Source organism: Streptomyces sp. NPDC087428 (assembly GCF_044744085.1).
Classification (GTDB): Bacteria; Actinomycetota; Actinomycetes; order Streptomycetales; family Streptomycetaceae; genus Streptomyces.
The window spans coordinates 564,675-577,557 of sequence record NZ_JBIUXR010000001.1 but is presented as its reverse complement, the minus strand read 5'-3'; the positions used below and the strand labels follow the sequence as shown (position 1 = coordinate 577,557).

Annotated in this window: 12 protein-coding genes; 10 read left to right on the top strand and 2 right to left on the bottom strand. The window is 73.0% G+C overall.

The window, feature by feature from the left end:
- Nucleotides 1-154: 154 nt before the first annotated feature.
- Complete coding sequence (locus ACIO3R_RS02575; RefSeq protein WP_363023252.1) at nt 155-634, bottom strand: heme-degrading domain-containing protein; 480 nt, start codon at nt 632-634, stop codon at nt 155-157.
- A complete protein-coding gene (locus tag ACIO3R_RS02570; protein ID WP_402102524.1) occupies nt 631-1,776 on the bottom strand; it encodes a Gfo/Idh/MocA family oxidoreductase in 1,146 nt (381 codons plus the stop codon). The genes ACIO3R_RS02575 and ACIO3R_RS02570 overlap by 4 nt, the downstream gene beginning before the upstream one ends.
- Nucleotides 1,777-1,832: 56 nt before the next feature.
- On the opposite strand from ACIO3R_RS02570, the gene ACIO3R_RS02565 reads away from it, so the two are divergent.
- From ACIO3R_RS02565 to ACIO3R_RS02520, 10 genes are all read left to right on the top strand, one after another.
- Complete coding sequence (locus tag ACIO3R_RS02565) at nt 1,833-2,957, top strand: ROK family protein (RefSeq protein ID WP_402102522.1); 1,125 nt, start codon at nt 1,833-1,835, stop codon at nt 2,955-2,957.
- Between the two features lie 271 nt (nt 2,958-3,228).
- Nucleotides 3,229-4,389, top strand: coding sequence for a hypothetical protein (locus tag ACIO3R_RS02560; protein WP_402102519.1), 1,161 nt, complete (start codon nt 3,229-3,231; stop codon nt 4,387-4,389).
- 62 nt (nt 4,390-4,451) lie between these two features.
- Nucleotides 4,452-5,216: a GntR family transcriptional regulator gene (locus ACIO3R_RS02555; protein ID WP_385032938.1), complete on the top strand. Its 765-nt coding sequence runs from the start codon at nt 4,452-4,454 to the stop codon at nt 5,214-5,216.
- 156 nt (nt 5,217-5,372) lie between these two features.
- On the top strand, nt 5,373-6,497 hold the full coding sequence (locus tag ACIO3R_RS02550; RefSeq protein WP_402102515.1) for a TIGR03364 family FAD-dependent oxidoreductase: 1,125 nt from the start codon (nt 5,373-5,375) through the stop codon (nt 6,495-6,497).
- 5 nt (nt 6,498-6,502) lie between these two features.
- Nucleotides 6,503-7,255: a phosphonatase-like hydrolase gene (locus ACIO3R_RS02545; protein WP_402102513.1), complete on the top strand. Its 753-nt coding sequence runs from the start codon at nt 6,503-6,505 to the stop codon at nt 7,253-7,255.
- Nucleotides 7,252-8,376: an ABC transporter ATP-binding protein gene (locus ACIO3R_RS02540; RefSeq protein WP_402102510.1), complete on the top strand. Its 1,125-nt coding sequence runs from the start codon at nt 7,252-7,254 to the stop codon at nt 8,374-8,376. The genes ACIO3R_RS02545 and ACIO3R_RS02540 overlap by 4 nt, the downstream gene beginning before the upstream one ends.
- A gap of 82 nt (nt 8,377-8,458) precedes the next feature.
- Nucleotides 8,459-9,253: a 2-aminoethylphosphonate ABC transporter permease subunit gene (locus ACIO3R_RS02535; protein ID WP_402102961.1), complete on the top strand. Its 795-nt coding sequence runs from the start codon at nt 8,459-8,461 to the stop codon at nt 9,251-9,253.
- A complete protein-coding gene (locus ACIO3R_RS02530; RefSeq protein WP_385032929.1) occupies nt 9,240-10,037 on the top strand; it encodes an ABC transporter permease in 798 nt (265 codons plus the stop codon). Before ACIO3R_RS02535 ends, ACIO3R_RS02530 begins: the two co-directional genes overlap by 14 nt.
- A gap of 74 nt (nt 10,038-10,111) precedes the next feature.
- Nucleotides 10,112-11,173 carry a 2-aminoethylphosphonate ABC transporter substrate-binding protein gene (locus ACIO3R_RS02525; RefSeq protein ID WP_402102503.1) on the top strand — a complete coding sequence of 354 codons (1,062 nt, stop codon included), beginning with the start codon at nt 10,112-10,114 and terminating at the stop codon, nt 11,171-11,173.
- Between the two features lie 162 nt (nt 11,174-11,335).
- Nucleotides 11,336-12,823, top strand: coding sequence for an alkaline phosphatase family protein (locus ACIO3R_RS02520; protein ID WP_385033009.1), 1,488 nt, complete (start codon nt 11,336-11,338; stop codon nt 12,821-12,823).
- The last annotated feature ends 60 nt before the right edge of the window (nt 12,824-12,883 follow it).

The window sequence follows — 12,883 nt, the reverse complement described above, 5'->3', positions numbered from 1 at the left end:
CGGTTCGGCCCGGGTGCGCCCGGACGGCCGCTCCGTCCTCGATCGCCGGACGGGCTCGAGGTGGCCGGGCTCGGGCTTGAGGTGGCCGAGCCCCTGGTTGAAACATCGGAGGGGTGGGTGCTGTCGGTGACAGTGAGCCCACCCCTCCGGTGCGTCAGCCGCTGATCGTCGTCGCGAACTGTTCCAGGGCCTCGACCACCAGTGCGTGGTCCTCGGCCTGGGGCAGGCCCGAGACCGTGACCGAGCCGATGACGCCCGCGCCCTCCACCGAGATCGGGAACGAGCCGCCGTGCGCGGCGTACGTGCCCGGGTTCAGGCGCGAGGCGTCGTCGAACGTCGTCCCCTTGGCCCGGAACCGGGTTCCGACCAGGTAGGAGCTCTCCCCGTACCGCTCGACGACCCTGCGCTTCCGGTCGATCCAGGCGTCGTTGTCCGCGCTCGAACCCGGCAGCGCGGCGTGGAACAGCTGCTGCGCCCCGCGCCGGATGTCGATCGCGACCGGTGCGTGCCGTTCCCGGGCCAGCGAGACGAGCAGGCCGCCGAGCGCGTACGCGTCGTCGTAGCCGAAGTGCGGCAGCGTCAGCCGGCGCTCCTGCGCGATCAGCTCGGAGATGGTCGGAGCGGTGGGGTTCATGCGGACTGCTCCTCGGTGGGGGACCCGGGGGTCGCGGGCAGGGTGACGGTGACGCCCTCGCGGGCCGAGCGGCGGGCGGCCTCCAGGACGTCCAGGGCCGCGGCCGCCTGGAGGGCGGTCACCGGATTCTCGCCCTTTCCGCGCAGCGCGTCGGTGACCGCCGCGTAGTACGCGGGGTAGTCGCCCGGCAGCGTGCGGACCGGGGCGCCGCCGCCCGTGAGCGGGGACTCGCCCGAGCCGAGCCGCCCCCACAGCTCCTCGGCCTCCTCGCCCCACGGCCCCTCCGCCGACGGGCGCGCGCCCTCGCGCAGGGCGGCCTCCTGGGGGTCGAGGCCGTACTTCACATAGCCGGCGGTGGAGCCGAGCACCCGGAAACGCGGGCCGAGCTGGGCCGTCGTCGCGCTGACGTACAGGTGCGAGCGGACCCCGCTCGCGTGGGTGATCGCCAGGAACGTGTCGTCGTCGGCCGCCGCACCCGGCCGGCGCACGTCCGACTCCGCGTACACCCGCACCGCCGGACCGAACAGGACCAGCGCCTGGTCGACGACATGGCTGCCCAGGTCGAACAGCAGCCCGCCGATCTCCTGCGGGTCGCCCGACTCGCGCCAGCCGCCCTTCGGCTGCGGGCGCCACCGCTCGAAGCGGGACTCGAAGCGCTGCACCTCGCCCAGCGCGCCGTCCGCGATCAGCGCGCGCAGGGTGAGGAAGTCGTTGTCCCAGCGGCGGTTCTGGAAGACCGAGAGCAGCACCCCGTGCTCCTGCGCCAGGGCCGCCAGCTCCCGCGCCTCCGCGGCCGTACCGGCGAGCGGCTTGTCCACGACCACCGGCAGGCCGGCCCTGATCGCGGCGGCGGCGATCGGGACATGGGTCCTGTTCGGCGACGCGATCACGATCAGGTCGAGTTCGTCCGCCCGCTGCCACAGCTCGTCCGGCGAGGCGGCGAACCGCACGCCGGGGAATTCGGTGCGGGCCTGCTCCCGCCGGTCCTCGTTCGACGTGACGACCGTGTCCAGGACGAGGCCGTCGGTCGCGGCGATCAGCGGGGCGTGGAACACGGAACCCGCCAGGCCGTAGCCGACGAGTCCGACGCGCAAGGGGATCGGGGCCGTTCCGGAGGGCTCGTGAGTCGCGTGGGCAGTCATGCGTTCCACTTTGGCAACGCTGTTGCCAAAGTGCAAGCGGCAGCGACAATGGGTCGGTGAACAGGAGTAGGAGCGGCGCCAACCTGCCGACGCTGCGCAGCCACAACGGGGCGCTCGTGCTGGACCTGCTGCGGGTCGCGGGCGAGCGCGGGATCAGCCGGCTCGAACTCGCCGAGCGGACGGGGCTCACCCCGCAGGCCGTCAGCAAGATCACCGCCCGGCTGCGGGCCGAGGGGCTGGCGACGGAGGCGGGCCACCGTGCCTCCACCGGCGGCAAGCCCCGGACCGTGCTGCGGCTGGTGCCGGACGCCGGCCACGCGGTGGGGCTGTACCTGGACCGGGACGGGCTGACCGTGGTGCTCGTCGACCTCGCGGGCACGGTGGTCGCGAGCCGTACGGCCCCCCTGGACTTCGGCGCCCCGGCCGACGAGGTGGTCGCGGCGGCGGCCGGCGCGGTCGCCGCCGTGCGCGGTGGCGGTACGCGGCCGGTGCTCGGCGTGGGGGCCGCGGTGCCGGGGCCGCTCGACCACCGGGGCGGTGTCCTGCACCGCGTCACCGGGTTTCCGCAGTGGGACGGCTACCGGCTCGGGGACGCCCTCGCGGCGCGGACCGGGCTGCCCGTCGTCATCGACAAGGACACCAACGCCGCGGCCCTCGGGCTCGCCCTCCAGGCGCCGGGGCCGGGCGACTTCGCGTACCTCCACCTCGGGACCGGGCTCGGCGCGGGGCTGGTGCTCGGCGGGGCGCTGCACCGCGGGGCCCGTACCGGGGCCGGCGAGTTCGGCCACCAGACGGTGCAGCTGGACGGGGTGCGGTGCGGTTGCGGCGGACGTGGCTGCATCGAGGCGCTCTGCCTGGCGGCCGTCGCCCGCGGCGATGTCGCGGAGGCCGCGCGCGTGCTCGGCACCGGCGCCGCCAACCTGGTCGGGCTGCTCGGCATCGACCGGGTGGTGCTGGGCGGGCGTACCGTCGCCGCCGATCCCGACGCGTACGTCCGCGGAGTGCGCACCGTGCTCGAAGAGCGGGCCCGGCGCGAGGGCGTCGGCGGGGTGCCGGTGCCGGACGTCACCGCCGGGGGAGGCGACCGGCCGGTCGCCGAAGGGGCGGCGCAACTGGTCCTCGCCCCGCTGTTCGGCCGCGTCGGCGGCAGCGACGACGCCGAGCGGGAACGGGACCGCTGACGCCGAGCGGGAGCGGGACCGCCATCCGGAGCCGGAGCGGGACCGTCACCCGGAGCCGGAACACGACCGCCACCCCGAGCCGGACGGGGAAGGCGCCCCGGAGCGGCCCCGGCTCGGCTGATCGAGGGGTTCGCCGCCGCCGGCCGGGCGGCCTCGCGGCAAGTCTGCGCGGGGGCGCACCCCCGGGCGTGGCAGCGTCGCGGGTCCATACCGGTGAACTCCGGGTCCGGGGCGAGCCGACCTTTTCCGCGAGCAGCGAAGGCCGCCCCTCATGCCCTCCGTGCCCCCCACACCGCCCCCGCCCGCCACACCCCCGGAACACCCCGTGCCCGCGCACCCGTCCGCGTCCGCAGGGCGGCCCCGGCACGGGCACGGGCTCGCACTCGGGCTGGCCGCCGCCAGTGTGGTCCCCGCCGTCGTGCTCGGCGGGGCGGGGAACGCGTCGGCAGCCCCGCAGCGCAATCCGGCCGCCACCCCGGCCACCCCGCCGACCGCGGCATCAGCGGCACCGGAGGTCTCCGCCGCGTCCGCACCGGTCGCCGTCACCGCCGACCAGCAGCCCGCCTGCGGTGATCCGGAGGCGGCCGAGTTCCCGATCGACACCCGGATCCACGGCGGCCCCGACACCTACGCCTCCGGCGGCGGCTACGGCACCTGGTTCCTGGACCTGACCAACACCACCTCGCGGTCCTGCCGCTCCATCCACCCGGTCCTGGTCCTCACCGACGCCGACCGCAAGCTGACCTCGGACCAGATCCAGCTGAAGTTCTCCGAGCGCGCGCATCCGGACGTGGAGCACCGCGTCACCTGGGAGACGACCGACCGGGACGAACACATCGGCGTCTTCGGCGGCGTCGGAGGCGACGCCTTCGGGGGCTTCACCGTGCCCGCCGGCCACACCGTCACCGTCCAGGTCAGGCTGGCGTTCACCTCCGACACCAGCCCCGGCCGGATCACCGCCAACGCCGCGATCGTCCAGCGGAAGCAGCCGCCGGTCGGCAGGAACGACAGCGGCACGGGCGACAGCGGCACGGTGCCGGAGGGCAGTGACGGGGAGTGGGTCGGAGAGTCAGGGGACTATCCGTTCACCGTGATCGAGGACGGCGGGGAAGAGGGCATGGACAGCGACAGGACCGGCGAGCAGGAGGACGGCACCGGCGAGGTCGGCAAGGGCCACGAGACCGGTGGCACCGGCCGGGAGAGCGACGGCACGGGCGAGGAGCCCGGCCGCCTCCCCGACGGGACCCGGCCCAGCGGCACCGCCGCCCCGCGCCCCGTCGCACCCGGCCGGGACCCCGCCGGGGTCCCTGAGCTGGCCAGGACCGGCATCCCCGTACCGTTGCCGCGGCCCGGTCTCACCGTCTCCGGGTTCCTGATCGGCGGCGGGGCCATGGTGGTCTGGTCCCGCCGGATGCGCCGCGCCCGCCGCTGACTTCGAGCCGTTCCGGGCCCTCGCGTCCACCGGTGTTCATGTCCGTCTGCCACCATCGGGCCGTGGACTACCCGCACGACCAGGCACCTGGCGCACCGATCCGCTCCGGCATCCCGGAGCACGGCCGTATTCCCAAGTACTACGCCGTGAAGGCCCATGTCTCCGTCCTCGTCGAGGAACTGGGCGAGGGCGGCATGCTGCCGCCGGAGCGTGATCTCGCCCTGCGCTACGGGGTGTCGCGCGAGACCGTGCGCCAGGCGCTGCGCGAACTGCTCCTGGAGGGGCGGCTCGCCCGGCAGGGCCGCGGCACGGTCGTCGCGGGCCCCAAGCTGGAGCAGCCGCTCTCCCTCGCCAGCTACACGGAGGGCGTACGCCGCCAGGGGCGCACCCCCGGCCGCCACCTCATCGGGCTGGAACGGTTCCCCTGCCCCGAGGCGCTCGCCGCCGAGATCGGGGCGGAGCACGGGGAACCGGTCTGGCACCTGGAGCGGGTGCTGCTCGCCGACGACGACCGGGTCGGTCTGGAGAGCACGTACGTCAGCGTGGCCCGGGTGCCGGACCTCGCGGAGAAGTTCGACCCCGACTCGTCGTTCTACGCCTACCTGCACGACCGGCTCGGGATCTCCTTCGGTGACGCGGACGAGCGGATCGAGACCGTGCTCGCCACCCCGCGCGAGGCGCTGCTCATCGGTACGCCGCCCGCGCTGCCCATGCTGCTGATCCACCGGGTCTCGCGCGACGCGGACGGGCAGCCGCTGGAGCGGGTGCGGACCCTGTTCCGAGGTGACCGGTTCTCCTTCACCGCCCACCTGAGCGGACGCGGCTGACGGCCGACGCGCCTGACCCGTAAGACGGCTGGACGGCAGATCGACGCACGGTGATAACGGAAACGTAACGGGTCTAGGCCAAGTTTGGGGCTCAGTTCACCCTCCCGTTGCCGTCCCGATCCGTACGGGTCACCCGTCCCGAGGAGCGTTGCCGTCGTGAGAGTCATCGTCGTAGGAGCCGGCGTGGTGGGAACCATGCACGCCTGGCACGCAGTGAACCGCGGCCACGAGGTCGTCCAGATCGAGCGCGAGAGCGAGGCACGCGGGGCATCCCTCCGCAATTTCGGACAGATATGGGTCAGCGGCCGGGCCGGCGGCGAGGAGCTGGAGACCGCACTCCGCGCCCGTGAGCTGTGGGAGTCCATCGGCGAGCGGGTACCGGACCTGGGCTTCAGGGCCTGTGGTTCGCTCACCCCGCTGCGGACCGAACGGGAGACCGCCGTCGCCGAGGCGGCCGTCGCCCGCCCCGACGCGGCGGCCCGCGGTTACCAGCTGCTCACCGCGGAAGAGGCCCGCGCGGTCAACCCGGCGCTGCGCGGCGACTTCCGCGCCGCCCTGTGGTGCGAGCGGGACGCGGCCGTGGAGCCGCGCGTCGCCCAGCTCGCCCTGAAGCGGGAGCTGCTGGCCTCCGGCCGGTACACCTACCTCGGGGGCCGCGAGGTGCGCGAGGTCGTCGGCGCCGCGTCCGTCCGCGACGACCACGGCGACGTGCACACCGGCGACGCGGTCGTCCTGGCCACCGGTGCCTGGCTCGGCGGCCTCGTCCGCGAACTGGCCGGTCCCGACCTGCCGGTGCGGCGGGTCCGCCTCCAGATGATGCAGACCGACGCACTGGGCGAGAAGCTCACCACGTCCGTCGCCGACGCCGACAGCTTCCGCTACTACCCCGCCTACCGCGGCGAGGCGCTCGACAGCCTCAACGCGGGGCAGCCCCAGGCCCCCACCGCCGCCGAACACCGGATGCAGCTCCTGATGGTGCAGCGCCGCGACGGCGGACTGACCATCGGCGACACCCACGAGTACGAGCACCCCTTCTCCTTCGACACCGTCGAGGAGCCGTACGAGCACCTCACCGGCGTCGTCGAGTCCTTCCTCGGCCGCCCGCTGCCGCGCATCCGCCACCGCTGGGCCGGGGTCTACGCCCAGTGCACCGACACCGGCCGCGTCGTCCACCGCCAGCAGGTGCGCGACGGCGTCTGGCTGGTCACCGGACCGGGCGGACGCGGCATGACCTGCTCGCCCGCCATCGCAGAGACGACCGCCGACGAACTGGGCTGGTGACGAAGATGACCACGAACACTCCCCGCACCACGAACACTCCCCGCACCGCGACCAACCCCCGCACCACGGACAACTCCCGCGACCTGATCGTCCTCGACATGGCCGGCACCACCGTCGCCGACGGCGGCCTCGTCGAGCAGGCCTTCTCCGCCGCCGCCGAACGGCTCGGGGTACGTCCCGGCTCCGCCGACCACGCGGAGAAGCTCGACTACGTCCGCGCCACCATGGGTGAGTCCAAGATCACCGTCTTCCGCCACCTCTTCGGTGCGGAAGCCCTGGCCCAGCAGGCCAACGCCGCCTTCGAGGAGGCGTACGGGGAACTGGTCGACGGCGGCCTCGTCGCCCCGGTCCCCGGCGCCCGCGAGGCCGTCGAACGGCTCCGGGCCGAGGGCCGGACCGTGGTCCTGTCCACCGGATTCGCCCGCACCACCCAGGACGCGATCCTCACCGCACTCGGCTGGCAGGACCTCGTCGAGCTGACGCTCTGCCCCGCCGACGCGGGCGGCCGCGGCCGCCCCTACCCGGACATGGTCCTCGCCGCGCTCCTGCGCACCGGGGCGGTGGACGACGTCCGCCGGATCGTCGTCGCCGGGGACACCTCGTACGACATGCTCAGCGGCGTGCGCTCCGGCGCCGGAATCGTCGCGGGCGTCCTCACCGGCGCCCACGACACGGACCGGCTCACCCGCAGCGGCGCCACCCATGTGCTCGGCTCCGTCGCCGAACTGCCCGACCTGATCGCGCGGGCCGAGGCATGACGGGCGGGGCCGCGCCCCTCGGCAGCGGCATCAGGTTCGACGGGGTCAGCGTCGCGTACGACGGGAACACCGTCCTCGACCGGCTCGACCTCACCGTCGGACCGGGCGAGGTCATGGCCCTGCTCGGGCCCTCCGGATCCGGCAAGACGACCGCCCTGCGCGCCGTCGCCGGATTCGTCCGCCCCGCCTCCGGGCGGGTGTACATCGGTGACCGCGACGTCACCGCCCTGCCGCCCCACAAACGCGGCATCGGCATGGTCGTGCAGAGCTACGCCCTCTTCCCGCACCTGCGGGTCCAGGACAACGTCGCCTTCGGCCTGAAGGCACAGAAGGCCGACAGGGCCGAGATCCCGGGCCGGGTCACCGAGGCACTCGAACTCGTCGGCATGGCCGCGTACGCCCGGCGCTACCCGCGCGAACTCTCCGGCGGCCAGCAGCAGCGCGTCGCCATCGCCCGCGCCCTCGCCATCCGCCCCGGCGTCCTGCTGCTCGACGAACCGCTCTCCGCGCTCGACGCCCAGCTCCGCTCCGGGATGCTCGCCGAACTGGCCCGGCTGCACCGGGAACTGCCCGACGTGTCCATCCTCTACGTCACCCACGACCAGGTCGAGGCGCTGACCCTCGCCGACCGGATCGCCGTCATGGACAAGGCCCGGCTCCAGGACTGCGGCACCCCGCAGGAGCTGTACCGGCGCCCGCGCACCGAGTTCACCGCCTCGTTCGTCGGCAACGCCAACCTCCTCCCGGTCACCGTCGCGAAGTCCGCCGGCACCGTGGACTTCGCCGGGCACGCACTCGCCGTACCGACCGGCGAGGTGGCCGCGGGCGTCACCGCCACACTCTGCGTGCGGCCGCACCTGGTCGGGCTCGGTGACGGGCCCAACGCGCTGACCGGCACGATCCGCGAGGTCCAGTGGCGCGGCTCCACCCACCGGCTGTACGTCGACGTCGACGGGCACCGGATCAAGGCCGACGTGCGCGAACTGCGCGAGACCCCCGCGCTGGGGGACAGCGCGACACTGCACTTCGCGGCGGACGACGCCGTGCTGCTGCCCGCGGGGGCCGGCTCGGCCACCCCGGCCCCCGCGGGCGAACCGGTGAGCGGAGGGGCCCGTGGCTAGCGTGGTGACCGCGGACGCGCGCCCGGCCGCGTCCGGCAGCGGGTCCGTCCTCGAACGCCGGAGGGGCCGGAACCTCTGGGCCCTGCCCCCGGTGGCCGTGCTCGCGGTCGTCTTCTTCTACCCGCTGCTCCTCGTCGTCCAGCAGTCCTTCAGCCCCGACGAGGGCGGCACCTCCGTCGCCCCCTACACCGAGGTCTTCGCCTCCGCCTCGTTCCGCTCGGCGCTCACCACCACCGTGTGGCTCGCGGCCGGTGCGACGGTGGGATGTCTCGTCCTCGGCTTCGTCCTCGCCATGGTCATCGCCTTCGTACCGTTCCCCGGCGGCAAGGCCGTCGCCCGGTTCGTCGACGTCTTCCTCTCCTTCCCGTCCTTCCTGATCACGCTCGCCCTGCTGTTCATCTACGGCAACGCCGGTATGGCCAACGGGGTCTGGACCGGGGTCACCGGGGCGGCGGAGGGGCCCTTCCACTTCCTCACCACGCCGTGGGGCGTCCTCCTCGCCGAGATCACCTACTTCACCCCCTTCGTGATGCGCCCGCTGCTCGCCGCCTTCTCCCAGCTCGACACCGCGCAACTGGAGGTGGCGTCCTCACTGGGAGCCGGACCCGCCCGGATCGTGCGGCAGGTGATCCTCCCCGAGGCGCTCCCGGCACTCGCGGCGGGCGGCAGCCTCGTCCTGGTGATGTGCCTCAACGAGTTCGGCATCGTGCTGTTCACCGGCGCGAAAGGCGTCACCACCCTGCCGATGCTCGTCTACAGCAAGGCGATCCTGGAATCCGACTACCCGGCCGCCTGTGTCGTGGCCGTCGTCAACATCGCGATCTCCGTCGGCCTCTACAGCCTGTACCGGGCGGTGAGCCGCCGTGCTGGTGCATAGCCGAACCGGGAAGTGGGCCACCTGGGCCGTCTTCCTGCTGCTCTTCGTCCCGCTGTTCGCGGTGCCGCTGCTGGTCATCCTCGCCGCCTCGTTCTCCACGAACTGGTCCGGTGCGTTCCCCTCCGGGCCGACCCTGAAGCACTACGGCGCGGCCACCGCCGGCGACTCCCTCCGGGCACTCACCACCAGCCTGGTCACCGCTGTCACCGCCAGCGTGCTGGCCCTGGTCATCGGCTCCTGGGCGGCCCTGGCCGCCGCCTCGCTGGGGCGCCGCGGCAGACGGTTCCTCGACGCGCTGTTCATGCTGCCGGTCGCCGTGCCGTCCGTCGTCGTCGGGCTCGCCGTGCTCGTCGCCTTCAGCCGGCCGCCGGTGCTGCTCAACGGAACGCGCTGGATCGTGATCCTCGCGCACGCCGTTCTTGTCACGGCGTTCGCCTACACGTCGGTTTCTGCCGCGACAGTACGTCTCGACCCGATGTACGAACAGGCCGCCGCCAGCCTCGGCGCCCGGCCCTCGTACATCCTGTGGCGCGTCAGGCTGCCGCTGCTCCTGCCGTCGCTCACCGCGGCCGCGGGGCTCTGCTTCGCCCTCTCCATGGGGGAGCTGAGCGCCACGATGATGCTCTACCCGCCGGACTGGACACCCCTTCCGGTGCAGATCTTCGCGGCCACCGACCGCGGCTCGCTCTTCACCGGGGCGGCCGTCGCGGTGGTCCTGATGGCGGCGACGCTGCTCGTGCTGTTCGGGGTCTCCCGCATCCGCACCAGGGCTTCCTACCGCTGACCCGCCCCGCCCCACCGACCTCCCGTCTCGACTCAGGCCGGCATCCGGCCGACTTCCAGGAGATACGAACCCCCATGCGCAAGAACCACCTCAGGCCCGTGGCCGCCGTCACCGGCGCCCTCGCCCTCGCCGCCACCCTCTCCGCCTGCGGCGGCTCCTCCTCCGCCTCCGACGAGAAGGTCGTCACCGTCTACAGCGCCGACGGCCTCAAGGGCGAGAACGGCGACGGCTGGTACGACAAGGTCTTCAAGGACTTCGAGAAGAAGACCGGCATCAAGGTCGAGTACGTGGAGGGCGGCTCCGGCGAGATGGTGCAGCGCGCCGTCCGCGAGAAGACCAACACCCAGGCCGACGTACTGGTCACCCTCCCGCCGTTCATCCAGCAGGCCGACGCCAAGGGGCTCCTCCAGGCGTACGAGCCGGCCGGCTCCGACCAGGTGGAGAGCGCCGACAAGGCGTCCGACGCCAAGTGGACCTCGGTCGTCAACAACTACTTCGGGTTCATCCACAACACGAAGGAGCTGAAGACCCCGCCCGCCACCTGGGAGGAGCTGCTCGACGGGAAGTACAAGGAGAAGATCCAGTACTCCACGCCCGGGGTCGCCGGTGACGGCACCGCCGTGCTGATCAAGGCCATGCACGACTTCGGCGGCCAGGAGCCGGCGATGGCGTACCTGAAGAAGCTCCAGGCGAACAACGTCGGCCCGTCCGCCTCCACCGGCAAGCTCGCGCCCAAGGTCGACAAGGGCGAACTCCTCGCCGCCAACGGCGACGTCCAGATGAACCACGCCCAGTCCAAGGACATGCCGAACCTCGGCATCTGGTTCCCGGCGAAGGCCGGCGGAAAGCCCACCACCTTCGCCCTGCCGTACGCGGCCGGCCTGGTCACCAAGGCCCCGCACAGCGCCAACGGCAAGAAGCTGCTCGACTTCATGCTCGCCGAGCAGGCCCAGAAGGACGTCAGCGCGGTCGGCGGCGGCTTCCCGGCCCGCAAGGACATCGAGGCGACCGACGCCAACGCCGTCGCGCTGACGAAGCTGATGGACGGGGTCGAGGTCTTCGAGCCCGACTGGTCGGACATCGCGGCCAACCTCGACTCGTACGTGGACGCCTGGAAGACGGCCACCGGCAGCTGACCGTTGCCGGATGATTCACCGCACGGGTCTGGACCTCCGGTGGATCATCGCGAAAAGATAACGGGTCTAGTCCCACGTTCAACTCCCCGCTGTCCGGCGGGGAGTTGAACACGTTCCCCGTGTGCCCCCACCACTCCGACGGAGGATCTCGTGACCTCAGGCATGTCCCGCCGCACTCTCCTCATGAGCGCGGCCGCCCTCGCCGCCGCGGCACCGCTCGCCACCGCCGGCGCCGCCCGTGCCACTGCCGCCCGCACCCCCAAGGTGCTGGTCATCGGCCTGGACGGCGCCCTGATGAACAGAATCAAGGACGCGGACGCACCCCACCTCGACGCGCTGATGGCGGCCGGACTCACCTCCGTCAGCCCGCTCTACGCCGACCCGATGGCCCCCACCCTGTCCGGCCCCGGCTGGTCCACGATCATCACCGGTGTCTGGCCCGACAAGCACCACGTCAAGGACAACGCCTTCACCGGCAACGCCTTCGCGCAGTACCCCGACTTCCTCACCCGGATCGAGACGGCGAAGCCCTCGCTCTCGACGTACGCCGTGGCCTCCTGGAACCCGGTCACCGACACGATCTTCTCCGCGAAGGTCGACACCCGGGTCTCCACCCCGGACGCCGAGTACGACACCGGCACCACGAGCCGGGCCGCCGCCGAACTGGCCGGCGGCAGCCGGGACGCGGTCTTCGTCCACCTCGACAACGTCGACCACGCGGGCCACAGTTACGGCGCCGCGAGCACCCAGTACCTGGACGCGATCCACGGTGTCGACACCCAGGTCGGCCGGCTGGTCGCGGCGGTGAAGGGCCGGGCCACGTACGGCTCCGAGGACTGGCTCATCATGATCACCGCCGACCACGGACACACCGACGCCGGCGGCCACGGCGGCTCCAGCGCGGCCGAGCGGCAGACCTTCCTCATCGCCACCGGTGGCGCGATCACCGCGGGCTCGACCCGGTACGACATCAAGATGCCGGACGTCGCCGTCTCCGCTCTCGCCCACCTCGGCATAGCCGTGGACCCGGCCTGGGGCCTGGACGGGCGCCCGCTCCAGCAGCCCGTCCCCGACGCCTTCGACGCCCTGCGCCCGAAGCTGCTGACCCGGGCCGACGAGACGGGCATCGGCAGCACGGTCCTCGGCTTCACCCACACCCCGCCCGCCGGATGGAGCATCGACAACAGCGCGATGGGCACCGGCGGCGTCACCGAATGGCGCGGCTGGACCTTCACCACCGACGAGTTCTGGACCTCCGCCGAACGCGGCCAGTGGCGCGAGACCAACGTCCGGGCCCGCAACGTCTTCGCGGTCGCCGACGGCGACGAGTGGGTCGACAAGAGTTACACGGGCACCTTCGACTCCACCCTGGTCAGCCCCGCCTGGCCGGTCACCGGCGGCCGCACCGCCACCCTCGCCTACACCACCCACTACCGGCAGGAGGCCCCGCAGAAGGGCGAGGTCCTCGTCTCCTACGACGGCGGCACACCGGTCGCGGTCAAGACGTACACCGCGGACACCGTCTCGAAGGCCGAATCGCTCACCCTCCAGGTCCCGTCCGGGGCCACCAGCGCCCAGGTCCGGTTCCGGTACACGGGGGGCAACAACTGGTTCTGGGTGGTCGACGGAGTGACGATCAGGGCCGCGTGATCCGACGCCAGGATCAGGTACGGGTGATCAGGCAGTACCCGCCGGTCGAACGGGCAGCCT

Coding starts and splice junctions, on each gene's coding strand:
- ACIO3R_RS02575 (WP_363023252.1), bottom strand. CDS start 634: ATGAACCCCACCGCTCCGACCATCTCCGAGCTGATCGCGCAGGAGCGC.
- ACIO3R_RS02570 (WP_402102524.1), bottom strand. CDS start 1,776: ATGACTGCCCACGCGACTCACGAGCCCTCCGGAACGGCCCCGATCCCC.
- ACIO3R_RS02560 (WP_402102519.1), top strand. CDS start 3,229: ATGCCCTCCGTGCCCCCCACACCGCCCCCGCCCGCCACACCCCCGGAA.
- ACIO3R_RS02545 (WP_402102513.1), top strand. CDS start 6,503: ATGACCACGAACACTCCCCGCACCACGAACACTCCCCGCACCGCGACC.
- ACIO3R_RS02540 (WP_402102510.1), top strand. CDS start 7,252: ATGACGGGCGGGGCCGCGCCCCTCGGCAGCGGCATCAGGTTCGACGGG.
- ACIO3R_RS02525 (WP_402102503.1), top strand. CDS start 10,112: ATGCGCAAGAACCACCTCAGGCCCGTGGCCGCCGTCACCGGCGCCCTC.
- ACIO3R_RS02520 (WP_385033009.1), top strand. CDS start 11,336: ATGTCCCGCCGCACTCTCCTCATGAGCGCGGCCGCCCTCGCCGCCGCG.